Annotated in this window: 18 protein-coding genes, 1 pseudogene and 1 riboswitch; of the genes and pseudogenes, 18 read left to right on the top strand and 1 reads right to left on the bottom strand. The window is 26.1% G+C overall.

Annotated features, from left to right (window positions below):
- The first annotated feature begins 53 nt into the window (after positions 1-53).
- From H9660_RS05925 to H9660_RS05850, 18 genes and pseudogenes are all read left to right on the top strand, one after another.
- A complete protein-coding gene (locus tag H9660_RS05925) occupies positions 54-278 on the top strand; it encodes a DUF1659 domain-containing protein (RefSeq protein WP_191749441.1) in 225 nt (74 codons plus the stop codon).
- A gap of 63 nt (positions 279-341) precedes the next feature.
- Positions 342-560, top strand: coding sequence for a DUF2922 domain-containing protein (locus tag H9660_RS05920; protein WP_191749440.1), 219 nt, complete (start codon positions 342-344; stop codon positions 558-560).
- Between the two features lie 297 nt (positions 561-857).
- Positions 858-1634 (top strand): class I SAM-dependent methyltransferase, encoded by a 777-nt coding sequence (locus H9660_RS05915; RefSeq protein ID WP_191749439.1) that lies wholly within the window; start codon positions 858-860, stop codon positions 1632-1634.
- Between the two features lie 330 nt (positions 1635-1964).
- Entirely contained in the window at positions 1965-3431 is a 1467-nt protein-coding gene (locus H9660_RS05910) for a type I restriction-modification system subunit M (RefSeq protein ID WP_191749438.1), read from the top strand.
- 1 nt (position 3432) lies between these two features.
- On the top strand, positions 3433-4593 hold the full coding sequence (locus H9660_RS05905) for a restriction endonuclease subunit S (RefSeq protein WP_191749437.1): 1161 nt from the start codon (positions 3433-3435) through the stop codon (positions 4591-4593).
- Between the two features lie 193 nt (positions 4594-4786).
- The gene (locus H9660_RS05900) at positions 4787-5242 is read left to right on the top strand and encodes a DUF3990 domain-containing protein (RefSeq protein ID WP_191749436.1); all 456 of its coding nucleotides are present in this window, start codon (positions 4787-4789) and stop codon (positions 5240-5242) included.
- Positions 5235-5681 carry a hypothetical protein gene (locus tag H9660_RS05895; RefSeq protein ID WP_191749435.1) on the top strand — a complete coding sequence of 149 codons (447 nt, stop codon included), beginning with the start codon at positions 5235-5237 and terminating at the stop codon, positions 5679-5681. Before H9660_RS05900 ends, H9660_RS05895 begins: the two co-directional genes overlap by 8 nt.
- Before the next feature lie 114 nt (positions 5682-5795).
- On the top strand, positions 5796-6776 hold the full coding sequence (gene xerA, locus H9660_RS05890) for a site-specific tyrosine recombinase/integron integrase (protein WP_191749434.1): 981 nt from the start codon (positions 5796-5798) through the stop codon (positions 6774-6776).
- A gap of 27 nt (positions 6777-6803) precedes the next feature.
- Entirely contained in the window at positions 6804-7406 is a 603-nt protein-coding gene (locus H9660_RS05885) for a restriction endonuclease subunit S (protein ID WP_191749433.1), read from the top strand.
- Positions 7407-7853: 447 nt separating this feature from the next.
- A complete protein-coding gene (locus tag H9660_RS16300; protein WP_243190606.1) occupies positions 7854-8003 on the top strand; it encodes a hypothetical protein in 150 nt (49 codons plus the stop codon).
- Positions 8004-8189 (top strand): hypothetical protein, encoded by a 186-nt coding sequence (locus tag H9660_RS16295; protein WP_243190604.1) that lies wholly within the window; start codon positions 8004-8006, stop codon positions 8187-8189.
- Positions 8190-8310: 121 nt separating this feature from the next.
- Entirely contained in the window at positions 8311-8625 is a 315-nt protein-coding gene (locus H9660_RS16290; RefSeq protein WP_243190603.1) for a hypothetical protein, read from the top strand.
- 86 nt (positions 8626-8711) lie between these two features.
- Positions 8712-9593 (top strand): Rpn family recombination-promoting nuclease/putative transposase, encoded by an 882-nt coding sequence (locus H9660_RS05875; protein ID WP_191749432.1) that lies wholly within the window; start codon positions 8712-8714, stop codon positions 9591-9593.
- A gap of 280 nt (positions 9594-9873) precedes the next feature.
- Positions 9874-10513: pseudogene (locus H9660_RS05870) on the top strand (tyrosine-type recombinase/integrase); the annotation flags it as partial.
- Between the two features lie 210 nt (positions 10514-10723).
- Positions 10724-11038 carry a hypothetical protein gene (locus H9660_RS05865; RefSeq protein ID WP_191749431.1) on the top strand — a complete coding sequence of 105 codons (315 nt, stop codon included), beginning with the start codon at positions 10724-10726 and terminating at the stop codon, positions 11036-11038.
- Between the two features lie 59 nt (positions 11039-11097).
- The gene (locus H9660_RS05860) at positions 11098-14442 is read left to right on the top strand and encodes a DEAD/DEAH box helicase family protein (RefSeq protein WP_191749430.1); all 3345 of its coding nucleotides are present in this window, start codon (positions 11098-11100) and stop codon (positions 14440-14442) included.
- Positions 14443-14493: 51 nt separating this feature from the next.
- Positions 14494-14590: riboswitch (guanidine-I (ykkC/yxkD leader) on the top strand.
- Between the two features lie 61 nt (positions 14591-14651).
- Complete coding sequence (locus H9660_RS05855; RefSeq protein WP_191749429.1) at positions 14652-15170, top strand: GNAT family N-acetyltransferase; 519 nt, start codon at positions 14652-14654, stop codon at positions 15168-15170.
- A 74-nt stretch (positions 15171-15244) separates the two neighbouring features.
- The gene (locus H9660_RS05850; RefSeq protein ID WP_341479575.1) at positions 15245-15916 is read left to right on the top strand and encodes a CPBP family intramembrane glutamic endopeptidase; all 672 of its coding nucleotides are present in this window, start codon (positions 15245-15247) and stop codon (positions 15914-15916) included.
- 393 nt (positions 15917-16309) lie between these two features.
- Here H9660_RS05850 and H9660_RS05845 read toward each other — a convergent pair whose 3' ends face one another.
- Complete coding sequence (locus tag H9660_RS05845; RefSeq protein ID WP_191749427.1) at positions 16310-17062, bottom strand: MurR/RpiR family transcriptional regulator; 753 nt, start codon at positions 17060-17062, stop codon at positions 16310-16312.
- Positions 17063-17229: the final 167 nt, after the last annotated feature.

Below are 17229 nucleotides of genomic sequence, written 5' to 3'. Positions count from 1 at the left end.
ATTTTTAAAAATCTTTATTACCTGCGTATATATGATATGAGGAGGTGATAAAGATGGCAGCAAGTTCAATATTAGTTGATAATACTTTAGGAGTAAGTTACCAAGTAGGGGTAGACTCTGAAGGAAAAGATGTTTTTAATGGACAAAGCTTTAAAAACATATCTACTACTGCAACAGATGAGGACTTAGTAGCTTTATGTGATGCTATAGATGAAGTTATAGCATATAACATTTCTACTATTAAAAAAGTTCAAACTTATGTAGTAACTAGGGGTTAATAGTATTTAGTTATACTAGGTAAATTAAAAGGGAAAAACTTATTTTAGAAAGGAGGAGAAAATATGATTCAAAGAACAGCAAGTATGAGTTTTAAAGATGCGGGAGGAAAAAAGCTAACGTTATCTATTAAGGATGTAAAAGAAGATATTGAAGATTTAGTAGTAGTATCATTAATGGATACTATTATAAATAGAAAGCTTATTAAAACTGAAAATGGAGATTTAGTTGAAAAGCAAGCAGCTCAAGTAGTTGTTAAGGATACAAAGGAAATTACTCTTTAATTTTTAAATATTAAATAGATTTTACTATATATTTAATTTTTGTATTGGGGGTTGTCTTAGGCAACTCCTTAATAATATTTTTAATTTTGTCATATTTGAGTGTATCTAGACAAAAATAAGAGATAAGTATATAATTATTAAAAAAAGAAAATATAAAAACTTGAAATAATTAAATAAAAATACATTTTATAACCTTGAGAAATCAAGGTTTTTTCAAATATTAAATAAATTTTCGTTTAAGAATTTTAATAAAAATATCCACTTTATAAAATTTATAATAAAAGAGGAGAAAAGAAAATGACAGCAGAATTAGAAAAACATTACAATAAATTTTGCGAAGATAAAAGATTAACAAGAAGACATGGACAAGTTGAATACATAACTTCTATGAAGTATATTCATGAATATTTAAATGACAATAAAAATTTAAAAATATTAGATGTTGGAGCTGGTACTGGAAGATATTCAGTAACCTTAGCAAATGAAGGTTATGATGTAACAGCAGTTGAGCTTGTAAAGCATAATTTAGGAGTTTTAAAATCTAAAGGCAGTACTGTAAAGGCTTTTCAAGGAACAGCTTTAAATTTATCAAGATTTGAAGAAAATACTTTTGATATGACATTAGTTTTTGGACCAATGTATCATTTATATACACTTGAAGATAAAATAAGAGCTTTAGAAGAAGCAAAGAGAGTAACTAAAGTTGGTGGGAAAATATTAGTTGCATATCTTATGAATGAGTATAGTGTAATAACATATGGATTTAAAGAAAATAACATAAAAAAAGCTATTGAAAATGGAAAACTTGATGAAAATTTTCATGTGAAATCAAGTCCAGAAGATCTATATGATTATGTAAGACTTGAAGATATTAATAAAATAAATGATGCAGCAGGGGTAAAAAGAGTAAAGATAATTTCAGCAGATGGACCAGCTAACTATATGAGACCAACTTTAAATGCAATGGATGAAGAAACTTTTAAAATCTTTGTTGAATATCATTTATCAACCTGTGAAAGACCTGAATTATTAGGAGCAGGAGCTCATACATTAGATATTTTAACAAAAGAGTAAATTTAATATAATAAATTTAAAGAGAATTTAATAGAAAAAATATACACATATATTTTAAGCTTGATAGTAAGGAAAGAGAAACTTTCATTTACTACCAAGCTTTTATTTTATTTTAATTCATAAATATCAGATTATCACTATAAGAATATATACCAATATGAGGGAAATTACTTCATATTTATATTCTATTACAAAAAAATATTATCATAGATTATCATAAAAATTAGTTTTTTATAGAAATATATAAGTGGATTTAAAACATTATTATAAATAGAAAAATACTGTAAAACATAGTAAAATGAAAATAGATATAAATAGGAGGATAAAATTATGATCACAGGAGAATTAAAAAGTAAAGTAGATAAGATTTGGGAAACCTTTTGGACTGGGGGAATAACTAATCCATTAGAAGTAATAGAGCAGTTTACATATCTTTTATTTATTAAGGGATTAGATGAAATAGAAACAACAAAGGAAGCAGAAGCAGAAATTTTAGGTATAGATTTTAAAAGAACTTTTCCAGAGGATAAACAACATTTAAGATGGAGTAAGTTTTCTAATGAAGGAAATACAGAAAAAATGTATTTAATAGTTCAAAATGAGGTGTTTCCTTTTATTAAAAATCTTCATGGAAATAATGAATCAGCTTATGCAAAATATATGGGAGATGCTATATTTAAAATTCCAACTCCACTTATGTTAAGTAAGATAGTTGATGGAATTAATAATATTAAGTTTGATAAAGATAAGGATACAAAGGGAGATTTATATGAGTATCTATTATCTAAAGTAGCAACAGCAGGAACTAATGGTCAGTTTAGAACACCAAGACATATTATTGATATGATGGTTAATTTAATGAAGCCAACACCAGAAGATGTAATAGTTGACCCTGCTATGGGAAGTGCTGGATTCTTAGTATCGTCACAAGAGTATTTAAGAAAGAATCATAATGATCTGTTCTTTGTTCAAGGCTTAAAGGAACACTTTAATAATAATATGTTCTATGGTTTTGATATGGATAGAACTATGCTTAGAATTGGTGCTATGAACATGATGCTTCATGGAGTTGATAATCCTAATATAGAATATAAAGATTCATTATCAGAAGTTAATACAGATAAAGAAAAATTCACATTAGTATTAGCAAATCCACCATTTAAGGGAAGCTTAGACTATGAAGCAGTATCAGCAGATATTTTAAAAATAACAAAAACAAAGAAAACAGAACTTTTATTCTTAGCATTATTCCTAAGAATATTAAAAATAGGTGGAAGGTGTGCATCTATAGTTCCAGATGGAGTTTTATTTGGATCAACAGGTGGACATAAATCAATAAGAAAAGAAATAGTAGAAAACCATAAGCTTGAAGCTATAATATCAATGCCAAGTGGAGTTTTTAAGCCATATGCAGGAGTATCAACAGCTATTATGATATTTACTAAAACAGGAACAGGTGGAACAGATAAAGTATGGTTCTATGATATGAAAGCAGATGGATACTCATTAGATGATAAGAGAAATCTAATTGAAGAAAATGATATTAAAGATATAATAGAAAGATTCAATAACTTAGATAAAGAAGAGGGTAGAAAAAGAACAGAACAAAGCTTCTTTGTACCAGTAGAAGAAATAAGAGAAAATGGCTATGACTTATCTATAAATAAATACAAAGAAATAGAATACGAAGAAGTACAATATGATTCACCACAAGAAATAATGCTAAGAATTAGAGAACTGGAAATGGAAATAACATCAGGAATAGAAGACTTAGCAGAAATGATTGGAGAAGTGTAAGATGGAGTATATTAAATTAAATGAATTATGTGAAATAAATATTGGAAAAACTCCGTCAAGAAGTAAACGTGAATATTGGGGAAAAGGATTTAATTGGTTATCAATATCTGATTTAAAAGAGAATAGAGTATCTAAAACTAAAGAAGAGATTACAGATATTGCAATTAAAGAATGCAATATGAAATTAGTTCCCAAATATACAGTTGTAATGAGTTTCAAGTTATCTATTGGTAAAATAGCAATATTAGATAAAGATATGTATACTAATGAAGCAATTGCTAATTTTCAAATAAAAGATAGGCAAATTCTTACCCCTGAGTATTTATTTTATGCATTAAAAACAGTTAATTTTAATAATACAGATAGAGCTGTAATGGGAGCTACATTAAATAAAGCTAAGCTAAATGACGTAAAAATCCCATATTGTAATATAAAAATTCAAGAAAAAATAGTTAAAATTTTAGATAAAGCCCAAGAATTAATTAATAAAAGAAAAGAACAAATAGAAGCATTAGATGAATTAGTTAAATCAAAATTTATCGAGATGTTTGGTAATCCAGCAACTAACCCAAAAGGGTGGGAAATTACAACTATAGGTGAAATAGCAACAGATGTACGTTATGGAACAAGCAAACCAGCAGTAGAAGGTGGAAAATATCCTTATCTTAGAATGAATAATATAACTTATAGTGGTTATTTAGATTTAAATAATTTAAAGTATATTGATATTGAAGATGAAGAGTTAGAGAAATGCGTTGTCCGTAAAGGAGATGTTTTATTTAACAGAACCAATAGTGCTGAGTTGATAGGTAAAACTTGTGTTTTTGACCTTGATGAACCTATGATAATAGCAGGTTATATTATTAGAGTGAGATTAATACAATGTATGTTACCTATTTATCTTTCAATGTTTTTAAATTCAGATTTTGGTAAGGGATTATTAAAAGGAATGGCAAAAGGAGCTGTTAATCAAGCTAATATAAATGCTCAAGAGTTAAAAAGTATAAAAATTATAGTTCCACCAATAGAACTTCAAAATCAATTTGCTGACTTTGTTAAAGAAGTAGATAAAATGAAGTTGAAAATGGAAAAGAGTTTAAAAGAGTTAGAGGATAATTTTAATTCATTAATGCAAAAAGCATTTAAAGGGGAGTTATTCTAAAAGGAAACTCACTACTCACATGCGTTCGTAGGAGTACCTTCGACTGACTAAATCAAAGATTTAGAGTCTCAGGTAAATTGAAATTTGAATTGGAGAATAGTTTAAAAGAATTAGAAGATAATTTTAATTCTTTAATGCAAAAGGCATTTAAGGGAGAATTGTTTAAATAATTTGTAGAAAAGAGGTGTTTTAAATGTTATATCATGCATCGGGTGAAACAGTTGAGTTTCCGGAAATTAGGAAAAGTAAGTATACTAAAGATTTTTCGTGGGGGTTTTATTGTACAAATAATTATGAGCAAGCTGAGAAATGGGCAAAAAGAAATAGAAAATCACCAACTATAAATTATTATACTTATATAGAAAATAAAGATTTGAGAATACTAAAATTTGAAAAGATGAATGATGAATGGCTCGATTTTATTGCAAAGTGTAGAGCTGGGTTTATACATGATTATGATATTGTTGAAGGACCTATGGCTGATGATACAGTATGGAATTTTGTAAATGACTTTTTAAATAATGAAATATCAAGAGAAGTCTTTTGGCAATTAGCAAAATTTAAATATCCTACTCATCAAATAAGTTTTCATACTTTGAAAGCTCTTGATTGTCTGAAATTTGAAAGGAGTGAGGTTATTAATGACTGATATTCAAAAGGATGATTTATTTTATGTATGTTCTCTTATTGAATTTATATCTAGAAAAACTAAAAATAAGAGATCTACAATAGTTAAAATACTAGGGAAAAAAGAATTAAGCAGACAGCTATCTCTTGCAGAAGTAAATCATTGTTTATCATTTGAGCAAGTTTCTGATGAATTAATTGAGTATTTTAATATAGCTTATGGAGAGTTTGATTCTGTAGGTGAATGTAAGTATACTTTACCAAGTGTTCAGTCAATAGGTAAAGTATATCAAAGATTAATACTTAGCGTAATTTCTGAAGAGGATAATATAGTCGATGTTTTATATGAAGTATTTTGTTCATATATAAGTGATGAAATTTCAGATTTTAATTCATCTGTATATTATAGTAATCCAGATTATTTAAAGTGGTCTTATCTAGAAGGAAAATTATTAGATTAGATACTAATTACTTTGATTTTGATATTAAAATTATATAAAAATTATAAATTTTGATTAGATAATAAAAAATAAGCATTATACTATAACATTTATGAAATAAAAGGAGTAGATGTTATGGTTAAAGATATTATTTTAAAAATTGAAGAAAGAATGAGTGAGTTTCTTGATCCTTTTCAAATGAAGACTCTTCATAATGAGTTAATAAACAATTTAATTGAAGTAGATATAATTAATAATAATTATAGTAAAATAGAAACAAAGAATTATTTAGATGCTTTTATATGTGCTAAAAGAGTTGAAGGATGTTCGGAAAAATCAATAAAATATTATAAATCTACTATCGAGAAAATGTTATTAACTATAAATAAAGAAATTAATAAAATTTACACAGATGATTTAAGAAGATATTTAGCGGATTATTATACTAATAGTCAAGCTAGTAAAACAACAGTTGATAATATAAGAAGAATATTATCTAGCTTTTTTTCATGGCTTGAAGAAGAAAATTATATTGTTAAAAGTCCAGTAAGACGTATTCATAAAATCAAAACAACTAAAGTTATTAAAGCTACTTATAGCGATGAAAATATAGAAATAATAAGAGATAATTGCAAAGATATAAGAGATTTAGCTATAGTTGATTTATTAAATTCAACAGGTATGCGTGTGGGAGAACTAGTTAAGTTAAATATTAGCGATATTAATTTTAATGAAAGAGAATGTGTAGTATGGGGAAAGGGAGATAAACAAAGAGTTGTTTATTTTGATGCTAAAGCTAAAATACATTTACAAGAATATTTAATGAAGAGAATGGATGATAATGAAGCACTTTTTGTAACTTTATTAAGGCCATATAGAAGATTACAAATAAGTGGAGTAGAAATTAGATTAAGAGAACTTGGAAAAAAGCTTAACATCGATAAAGTTCATCCACATAAATTTAGAAGAACATTAGCAACTAGAGCTATAGATAAGGGAATGCCTATAGAGCAAGTACAAGAATTATTAGGACATGAAAAAATAGATACTACGCTTCAATATGCAATGGTTAATAAAAATAATATTAAAAATTCACATAGAAAATTTATTGGATAATTTAAATGTAAATCAAAATTTATCGAGATGTTTGGTGATATTAGGGAATTATGTACTGTTTCAGAATATATTATTTCTCTTACTGCTGGGAAAAGTTTAGCAGGAGAGACAGAGTGTAAAAATAAAGTTTTAAATACAGGAAGTATAAGTTATGATTATTTTGATAAAACACAAGTTAAAAATCTTCCAATTGATTATATACCAAAGATAGACCACTTAGTTAATAAGGGAGATGTATTAATAAGTAGAATGAATACTTCAGAATTGGTTGGAGCAACAGCATATGTATGGAATGTAGATGAAGATACGTATATACCAGATAGATTATGGAAAGCGAATTTTAAAGATAATGCAAATCCAATTTTTATATGGCAGTTATTGATTCAAAGAGGTACAAAAGAGAAAATAAAAAGAATAGCATCAGGAACAAGTGGGAGTATGAAAAATATTTCAAAGCAAGGATTATTAGGTATAGAGGTAATTAAAGTAAATATAGATAAGCAAAATGAATTTGCTAACTTTGTTAGACAAGTAGATAAAATGAAGTTAAAAATGGAAAAGAGTTTAAAAGAATTAGAAGAAAACTTTAATTCATTAATGCAAAAAGCTTTTAAAGGAGAGTTATTCTAAAAGGAAACTCCTTCTCCAAAGTCGAAGGAGTACCTTCGACTTACTAAATCAAAGATTTAGAGTCTCAGGTAAATTGAAATTTGAAGTGGAGAAGAATTTAAAATAAATAAAGGATAATTTAAATTTATTGATGGAAAAATTAGTTGAATAGAATTTGTTAATTAACATAGAAAGAAAATAGTATACTGTTTTTAGTTAAATATAAGTAATATTGAGGAGACGAGGGGAATGAAAAAATATCGTTATTTTTTTGTTGCAGGGGCTGAATGTTCATATGGATTACCTTCAGGTGGTAAGTTTGCATTAGATATATTAGAATGAGTACAGTCAAAGATAAGGAAGCATTTAAGAATCAATTGAATAATATAGATTCAACATCAAGATATTCTAAATGGCTACCAGATGATTATACAAGTAAGAAATTAACTGCATTTACAAAAGGACAATATGATACAATATTTAGAGCTTTTAATAGGATCTTTAGGAGAAGAGTTAACTCATAGATTAAATGATGGTATATTTGAAAAGAGCCCAGATTCAATAGATTTATTTTATGATTTAGGAGCTATATTTACATTAGATTATAAAAATACTTGAATGAAAGTTTTAGAATTACTTATAGATTCAGAGGATATAGATATTAAAAATATATATACTGATGAAGAAATAATAAACTACTTTGGAATATTAATTTTGGAGGATATAGACTCTAAGGCTCTAGATTATCAAACCTTAATAGATAGCAATTGGAGAAGATGTACATTATTTAAATGGTTCAGTTAATGATTATTATGATCCATATTTAAATAAGATTGTATCATTAGAAGAAAATAATTATAAAAAACATATAATAGTACCATTTTTATTTACTCAAAGTGGAATAAAACCATTAACCTCAGTAAAAATGTCAGAAAGATATGTTGATCTGTTTAATAAGTTTAGGGAATCAGATATAATATGTGTTTCTGGATTTGGATTTAATGCTGATGATGGACATATAAATGGTATGTTTAGAGAACTTATAGAGGATTATGGTAAAGAAATAGTAATATTACATTTTTCTGATGGACAAGAATATAGAGAGAAAATAGTCAAATCATATTATCAGGAAAGATTAAGATTAGACAATTGTAATGGAATACGTATAATACCTGTAGATAGAAATAGAAAGAGAATAAAATCAGAAAAAATGTGGTATGAAGTTTTGAACGAGAAATAGATTTCTTTGAACAAAATATAATTGAATATTAAAAGAGTATAGGTAAATAATTAAACTAAAGATAAAAATATCAGGAGATGAAAATAATGAGAAAAATCAAGCCACTTAACGATTTTATTTTTAAAAAGATTTTTGGCGAAAAAGGAAATGAAGATATTTTAATATCATTTATTAATGCAGTTCTAAAAAGAACTAATGAAGAACTGATAGAAGAAATTGAAATTATTGATAATAAACAATTAACAAAAGATATTATAAATGATAAGACTGGTATAATAGATGTAAGAGCAAGAACTATCAAAGGTGAAAATATCGACATAGAAGTACAGTTGACTGACCAAGGAAATATGGATAAAAGAACTTTATTTTATTGGGGAAAAATGTATTTAGAGAATATTAAGCAAGGTGAAGATTATACTTCTCTTGAAAAGGTAATAACTATAAATATTTTAGACTTTGATTATTTAAAAACTAAAAGCTATCAATCATCATTTCATCTTTGGGAGGACATAGAGAAGGATTATATGCTAACAGATATGGTTGAAATACATTTTTTAGAACTTCCTAAATTTAGACGTAAAGAAAATAAAAATTATAAGGATAATGCTATTGAAAGATGGTTAGCATTTTTAGAAAAGGATATACCAGAAGCAACCTTAAAGGAGTTGATGGATTTGGAACCTGCCATTGAGAAAGCTGAAAAAAGAATAGAATACTTAAGTAGTGATGAAGAAACAATGAATACTTACTGGGAAAGAGAAAGATCTTTACATGAAAGAGCTAATATGGTTAATTCAGCATTTAATAAGGGGATAGAGAAAGGAATAGAAAAAGGAATAGAGCAAGGAAGAACAGAAGGAATATATGAAGTTGCTATAAAGTTACTTGATATATTGGATGATAGAACTATTTCTGAAAAGACAGGATTGGATATAGAAATAATAAAAAAATTAAGAGAAGAAAACTAAATAAGAAATGTAGAAGCTCTAGGTATTTTTTGCTTAGAGCTTTTATATTTTTTTAATTAGAGAAAAAATTTATAAATTGTGATTAGATAAAAAGAAATAAGCATTATACTATAACATTTATGAGATAAAAGGAGTAGGGGGTATGGTTAGAGATATTATTTTAAAAATCGAAGAAAGTATGAGTAGGGGGCTTGATCCTTTTCAAATGAAGGCTCTTCATAATGAGTTAATAAACAATTTAATTGAAGTAGATATAATGAAAAATGACTATAGTGAAATTAACATAAGAAGAATACTATCTAGCTTTTTTTTCATGGCTTGAAGAAGAAAATTATATTGTCAAAAGTCCAGTAAGGCGTATTCATAAAAATAAAACAACGAAAGTTATTAAGGGAACTTGTAGTGATGAAAATATAGAAATAATAAGAGATAATTGCAAGGGCATAAGAGATTTAGCTATAGTTGATTTATTGAATTCAACAGGTATGTGTGTAGGAGAGTTAGTTAAGTTAAATATAAGAAATATTAATTTTAATGAAAGAGAATGTGTAGTATGGGGAAAGGGAGATAAACAAAGAGTTGTTTATTTTGATGCTAAAGCTAAAATACATTTACAAGAATATTTAAGAAAGAGAATAGATGATAATGAAGCACTTTTTGTAACTTTATTAAAGCCATATAGAAGATTGCAAATAAGTGGAGTAGAAATTAGATTAAGAGAACTAGGAAGAAAGCTCAATATTGATAAAGTCCATCCACATAAGTTTAGAAGAACATTAGCAACTAGAGCTATTGATAAGGGAATGCCTATAGAGCAGGTATAAGAGTTATTAGGACATGAAAAAATAGATACTACTCTTCAATATGCAATGGTTAATAAAAATAATATGAAAAACTATCATAGAAAATTTATTGGATAATTTTGGGTAAATAAAAATTATAAAGGAAATTAACTAATCATATTAGTGCGTAGGGGGGATATTCCACTGACTAAATATAAAATTTGGAGTGTCAGTTAAATTTTAATTAATTTGGTTGGGTATATATGGTATAATATATATAAATGAAAGAGAAATTTTAAATAAAGGTTTATAATAATTAAGTATAAATAAGCTTTAGAAGGAGAAATTATGAGAGAAATAGAATTAGATTTATTTACAGATATGATGAAAATATATAGAGAGACAGATGCACAATGCAATTTTAAAGCAGCAGGATTTTTTCAAATGATACAAACTGAAGGTGCAATTACAACTGCAAAGGAAATTATAAATAATTCAGAAGTTACAGAAGGATTCATAAAGCTAGCAGAGTGTAATAGATTAGATTTATCTTTAGAAGCTTTAGTAATTCAAGATAAGTATAAGGAGTTATTTACTCCAAAAGAGAGAAAAATATGTATAAATAGACTAAAAAAACATGGATATAAAGAAATTTTAAAATAATAGATTTAAAAATATATTAAAAACGTAGTTATATTGATATTAATGTGGGGAGTGGGAGATTGAGTAACTTTGAATTTTTAAAGGGGAAAAAGAATTTCGAGGGCTTTAGCAATGCTTGTTTAGAAGCAGAAAAAAGTATATTAGTTAGCCCAGCTACAACTGCTATTTTATCAAGAAGGGCTTTAGAACTTGCTGTTAAATGGGTATATAGTTTTGATTCTGATTTAGTATTACCATATCAAGATAATATAAGTTCTTTAATACATAATAATAGCTTTGTAGAACTTATAGATTATGAAATGTTACCTATAATAAAATATATTGTTCAATTAGGTAATGTTGCTGTTCATACTAATGCTAATATTAAAAGGGGCGAAGCTATTTTATCATTAAATAATCTTCATAAGTTTGTAAGTTGGATAGATTATTGCTATGCAGATGAATTTACAGCAGGAGAATTTGATGAAGATATTCTACTTGAAGGTGAAGAAAAAAGAACAAGACCTGAAGAGTTAAAAGATTTATATAATAAGCTTAGCTCTAAGGATAAGAGAATTGAAGAAATAAGAAGACAAAATGAAGAGTTAATAAAGGAATTAACTAAAAAGAGAAAAGAAAATAAAGAGAATTATGATTTTAATATAGATGAAATAAGTGAGTTTGAAACAAGAAAAAGATATATTGATGTTGAGCTTAAGCTTTCTGGATGGAATATAGGTAAAGATGTAGGAGAAGAAATTAAGCTTATTGGCATGCCTAATAATGAAGGGATTGGATATGCTGATTATATTCTATATGGAGATAATGGAAGACCATTAGCAGTAATAGAAGCAAAAAGGACTTCAAAGGATCCAAAGATAGGTCAACAACAAGCTAAACTTTATGCAGATTGTTTAGAAAAAGAATATGGACAAAGACCTATTATTTTCTTTACTAATGGTTTTGAAACATATATATGGGATGATTATAATAATTATTCTGAAAGAAGAGTATATGGCTTTTATAAAAAATCAGAACTACAATTAATGGTAGATAGAAGAAATAATAGAATTTCCTTAAAGAATATAAATATAAAAGATGAAATATCAAATAGATATTATCAAAAGGAAGCAATAATAAACGTATGTGAAGCTTTTGAGAAGAAACAGAGAAAAACACTTTTAGTATGTGCAACTGGAACAGGTAAAACAAGAACTGCTATTTCAGTTGTAGATGTTCTTACAAGACATAATTGGGTTAAAAATATATTATTCTTAGCAGATAGAAAAGCTCTTGTAAAACAAGCAAAGAAAAACTTTTCTAAGTTGCTTCCAAACTTACCTTTATGTAATCTTCTTGATAACAGAGATAACCCAGAAGAATCAAGAATGATATTTTCAACTTATCCAACTATGATGAATGCTATAGATGAAACTAAATCAAAGGATGGTAAAAGGTTATTTACACCAGGACACTTTGATTTAATAATTGTAGATGAATCACATAGAAGTATTTATAAGAAGTTTAAAGCCATATTTGATTATTATGATGCTTATTTAATAGGACTTACAGCAACTCCAAGAAATGAAATAGATAAAAATACTTATAGTATTTTTGATCTTGAAAATGGAGTTCCAACCTATGCTTATGAATATGAAAAGGCTGTTGAAGATGGCTTTTTAGTTGATTATACAACTATAGAAGTAAAGTCTAAGATTATGAAAGATGGTATAAAATATGATGATCTTTCTGAAGAGGAAAAGGAAGAATTTGAAGCAACCTTTGAAGATGATGAAAAGATAGATAAAGAAATAGGAAGTACAGCAGTTAATGAGTGGTTATTTAATTCTGATACTATTGATCTAGTATTAAATAAACTTATGAATGAAGGATTAAGAATTGAAGGTAACGAAAAGCTTGGGAAGACTATAATATTTGCTAAAAACAGTAAACATGCTAGAGCTATAGTAGAAAGATTTAATAAAATTTATCCAGAGTATGGTGGGAATTTTGCTAAGGTAATAGATTATAGTACAAACTATGTTGAAACTTTAATAGATGATTTTTCAGATAAGAATAAGATGCCGCAAATAGCTGTATCTGTTGATATGCTTGATACAGGAATAGATATACCTGAAATTTTAAATCTTGTATTCTTTAAGAAGGTAAGAAGTAAAACTAAATTTTGGCAAATGATAGGTAGGGGCACAAGATTATGTCCTGATCTTTTAGGTTTAGGTCAAGATAAGGAAAAGTTCTTAATTTTTGATTTTTGTAATAACTTTGAATTCTTTAGAGTTAATCCAAAAGGCTTTGAAGGAGGAAAAGTAGAAACAATAACAGAGAAATTGTTTAATACAAAGGTTCAAATAATTAAGGAGCTTCAGGCTTTAAAGTACTCTGAAAATGAAGAGTATAGAGAGATTAGAAAAAAATTAATAGAAGAACTTTTAAATAATATAAATGCTTTAAATGAAGATAACTTTTTAGTTAGAATGAATTTAAAATACGTTAAAAAATATAAAAATGAAAAAGAATGGGAAGCTTTAGGAGAAGTAGCAGCTAATGAGTTAAAAGAACATGTGGCAATGTTAATTACGCCATTAAATGATGATGAGCTTGCAAAAAGATTTGAGTTAGTTATGTATAATATACAGCTTTCATATTTACAAGGAACAAGTGCTAAAAGAGGAATTAAATCAGTTATAGATACTGCAGAACAATTATCAAAGCTTGGAACAATACCACAAATTCAAGAGCAAAAATATGTTATTGAAAAAGTAATGACAGAAAGCTTTTGGGAAAGTGCAGATATATTTGAAGTAGATGAAGTAAGAGAAGCTTTAAGAGATCTTCTTAAATATATACAAAGAGAAGGACAAATAATTTACTATACAAACTTTAAAGATTTAATAATAGCAGAAGAGAAAAATGAATCTATGTATAATGTTAATGATCTTAAAAATTACAGAAAAAAGGTTGAGCATTATTTAAATGAACATAAGGACGAAATGGTAATATATAAGCTTAGAAATAATAAAAAATTAACTAAAGAAGAGATAAAGCATTTAGAAGGTATAATGTTTGAAGAGCTCGGAAGTAAGTCAGATTATGAAAAAGAATTTGGAGATACTCCAGTAACAAAGCTTGTAAGAAATTTAGTTGGTTTAGATATAGAAGCAGCCAATAAAGCTTTTTCAGAGTTTTTAAATAATGAAAACTTAAACTCAAATCAAATACATTTTATTAAATTAATAGTAGATTACATAGTAAAAAATGGAATGATAGATGATAATAGAATATTAACAGAAGACCCATTTAGAACTATTGGAAATATAGTTGAATTATTTGAGAATCATATTGATATTAGAGGGAAATTATTAAGTGTTATTAAAGAAATAAAAGATAATGCTATAAATATTTAAATCCCTTATTGATAAAGTTTTTATGATGTGCTAAACTTTTTGAGTAAATTAAAGAAAGTTTTCTAGGGTTCCGCAGGTTAAAGCTGGCAGGTCCAAGAGAAAACGCACATTTATAATGTGTACACGGAGGGATAAAAGCCTGGGAGATATTTAATAATATTTCTTATAGGCTTTTTATTTTTTACTAAAATTTATTGGAGGGATTATTTATGGATAATTTTAAAATTAAAGAATGTAGTTTAGAAGATATAGAAAAGGTTAAATACATAAGTGAAAAAACTTTCTATGAAACATTTGCAGATCAAAATACAGAAGAAGATATGAACAAATATTTAAAAGAAAATTTTTCTTATGAGAAAATGACTTATGAAATAAATAATTCTTATTCAAAATTTTATATAGTTGAAAATAATGATGATGTAGTTGCATATATGAAAATTAATTTTGATAAAGCTCAAATAGAAGAGGGACATAACAATACAATAGAAGTTCAAAGGATTTATGTTTTAGAAAGCTTTAAAGGAAAAAGAATTGGTAAAACATTAATTCAAAGAGCTATAGAAGTTGGTGAAACTAATAAAGTTGATTATATTTGGTTAGGTGTATGGGAACATAATATAAAAGCTATAGCCTTTTATGAAAAATTAGGATTTAAAAAGTTTGATACACATATTTTTAAATTAGGAGATGATGAACAAATAGATCATTTAATGAAATTAGTATTATAAATTTTTGAAGGCTTTAAAATAATGTATTAAGTGATTTATGTTATAATAGTTAAAAAAAGGTTTTGGAGATTTATATGTTAAGCAAAAAGAAAAGTATTGTTTTAATTGTATTGTTAGGTTGTTTAGTAATGGGATTTATAGATGCAGTTATAAGACCGGGATATCTTATGAAGTCTTTTATAAAGATTACACTTTTTTCTGCAATTCCAATTATATATTCGAAGTATAATAAAGATTTGAATTTGATATCTTTATTTAAAGTAGATAGTAAAAAAGAAATTTTTATTTCTATTTTTTCTGGAATTTTGATATTTACAATTATTTTTGGAGCTTATTTAGGAATAGGAAAGTTCTTTGATTTTTCAAATGTAGTATCCTCATTATCTAAAAATGCAGGTGTTACTATTAATAATTTTATATTTGTTGCAGTATATATTTCTTTTATTAATTCATTACTTGAAGAATTCTTTTTTAGAGGATTTGCATTCTTAAAATTAAAAGAAGTTACAAGTAGAAAGTTCTCTTATATTTTTAGTTCTTTAGCCTTTGCACTTTATCATGTTGCCATGATGATAGGCTGGTTTGATATAGGGTTATTTCTTTTAACTATATTAGGGTTATTTATTGGAGGATTAATTTTTAATTATTTTAATGAAAAATATAAGAATATATACGTTACTTGGTTAATACACATGTTTGCAAATTTTGCTATTAATTATATTGGTTTTATACTTTTTAGAATATAAATAGTAGGGCTAAGGCAACTAGCTAATATAATAAGAATGATGTTAGAAGAAAATAAGCTTTTTTATCCTATAATTATTTTAGGTCAATAATGGATGTTGATTAAAATTTAATAAAATCATAATTACTGTAATAAAAATATTAGTCAATTTACTTATAAATATATATTCAAAGTCGTGAGTATGTATACAAAATATGAACAAAGAATATCAGTAATAAATATAATTTTGATTTAATAATAAACAATTAATAGATATAAAAATAGAACAGTATTTAGTTTTTATAAATATAAAGCTAAATACTGTTTTATTTTGCGGGTTTTGTTAATAAATTAATTGATGGCAGTATAAAATTCTGAGTATGCTAATTCTATATAGGAAGAATATTAAGTTCTATTATAAGTATTTTTCAAGATATCTAAAAAATATATATTCTGCAATTATTAAAGCTTGTGTACGAGAAACTATGTTATATTTCTCTCTAACAAAAGATGTAGAAGTAACATAAATAGATTTATCAGCAAGTTTTGATTGAGAATTATTGCTTAAATCTGTAAGAGAGATTATTTTAGCACCTCTACTTTTGGCAATATTTAATGCTTTTAATACTTGTATAGTTTCACCAGATACGGATATAGCAAATATAAGATCATTAGATGTTAAAGATGTAGCAGCTATATACATCATGCTACTATCATCATAATTAAAAGCTGTTTTTCCTATAGTTCTAAACTTTTTTGCTACTTCAGAACAAACTATTCTAGATGAGCCTTCTCCAAAAAATTCTATTCTATTTGCATTATGTAAAAGTTCTAATATTTCTTCTAAAATATCTTCATTAATGAGTTCAATAGATTTATTTATATCTTTAAAAAGGTTGGGTGAATTTTCATTAAAGTTATTATTAAAAGTTTCTTCAGTGTTTTTTATATTTAATGAAAAAGAAGCTTTAAATTCTGAAAAGCCTGCAAAACCTAATTTTTTGCAGAAGCGAACTATAGAAGCTGGAGATGTATATGTGTTTTCAGCTAAATCATTAATCCTAATTGATTTAATATCATCAGCATGCTTCATACAAAAATTTAAAATATCTAATTCATTTTTATTTAGTTTATCTGTATTTGTACTTATCATCTTATAGAAATCCATTGATTATCCCCTTTTAACTTAGTAATAGTCTTAAAGTGAAAATTATTTCATTAAATGAAAAAATTTCAACTTTTGAATAAAATTGATAAAAGCCTCAAAGGTCTTTAAAAACATTTTCATGACTAATATAATTATACATGTAGTCGGAACTACAAACAATAATTTAA

The sequence above is a fragment of the Clostridium gallinarum genome, assembly GCF_014836325.1.
Taxonomy (GTDB): domain Bacteria; phylum Bacillota; class Clostridia; order Clostridiales; family Clostridiaceae; genus Clostridium; species Clostridium gallinarum.
This window is presented reverse-complemented; position numbering and strand designations above follow the sequence as displayed.

Bases quoted from the DNA above. Each gene is read 5' to 3' on its own strand.
- H9660_RS05925 (WP_191749441.1), top strand. From the start codon at position 54: ATGGCAGCAAGTTCAATATTAGTTGATAATACTTTAGGAGTAAGTTAC.
- H9660_RS05920 (WP_191749440.1), top strand. From the start codon at position 342: ATGATTCAAAGAACAGCAAGTATGAGTTTTAAAGATGCGGGAGGAAAA.
- H9660_RS05915 (WP_191749439.1), top strand. From the start codon at position 858: ATGACAGCAGAATTAGAAAAACATTACAATAAATTTTGCGAAGATAAA.
- H9660_RS05910 (WP_191749438.1), top strand. From the start codon at position 1,965: ATGATCACAGGAGAATTAAAAAGTAAAGTAGATAAGATTTGGGAAACC.
- H9660_RS05905 (WP_191749437.1), top strand. From the start codon at position 3,433: ATGGAGTATATTAAATTAAATGAATTATGTGAAATAAATATTGGAAAA.
- H9660_RS05900 (WP_191749436.1), top strand. From the start codon at position 4,787: ATGTTATATCATGCATCGGGTGAAACAGTTGAGTTTCCGGAAATTAGG.
- H9660_RS05895 (WP_191749435.1), top strand. From the start codon at position 5,235: ATGACTGATATTCAAAAGGATGATTTATTTTATGTATGTTCTCTTATT.
- xerA (WP_191749434.1), top strand. From the start codon at position 5,796: ATGGTTAAAGATATTATTTTAAAAATTGAAGAAAGAATGAGTGAGTTT.
- H9660_RS05885 (WP_191749433.1), top strand. From the start codon at position 6,804: ATGTTTGGTGATATTAGGGAATTATGTACTGTTTCAGAATATATTATT.
- H9660_RS16300 (WP_243190606.1), top strand. From the start codon at position 7,854: ATGATACAATATTTAGAGCTTTTAATAGGATCTTTAGGAGAAGAGTTA.
- H9660_RS16295 (WP_243190604.1), top strand. From the start codon at position 8,004: ATGAAAGTTTTAGAATTACTTATAGATTCAGAGGATATAGATATTAAA.
- H9660_RS16290 (WP_243190603.1), top strand. From the start codon at position 8,311: ATGTCAGAAAGATATGTTGATCTGTTTAATAAGTTTAGGGAATCAGAT.
- H9660_RS05875 (WP_191749432.1), top strand. From the start codon at position 8,712: ATGAGAAAAATCAAGCCACTTAACGATTTTATTTTTAAAAAGATTTTT.
- H9660_RS05865 (WP_191749431.1), top strand. From the start codon at position 10,724: ATGAGAGAAATAGAATTAGATTTATTTACAGATATGATGAAAATATAT.
- H9660_RS05855 (WP_191749429.1), top strand. From the start codon at position 14,652: ATGGATAATTTTAAAATTAAAGAATGTAGTTTAGAAGATATAGAAAAG.
- H9660_RS05850 (WP_341479575.1), top strand. From the start codon at position 15,245: ATGTTAAGCAAAAAGAAAAGTATTGTTTTAATTGTATTGTTAGGTTGT.
- H9660_RS05845 (WP_191749427.1), bottom strand. From the start codon at position 17,062: ATGGATTTCTATAAGATGATAAGTACAAATACAGATAAACTAAATAAA.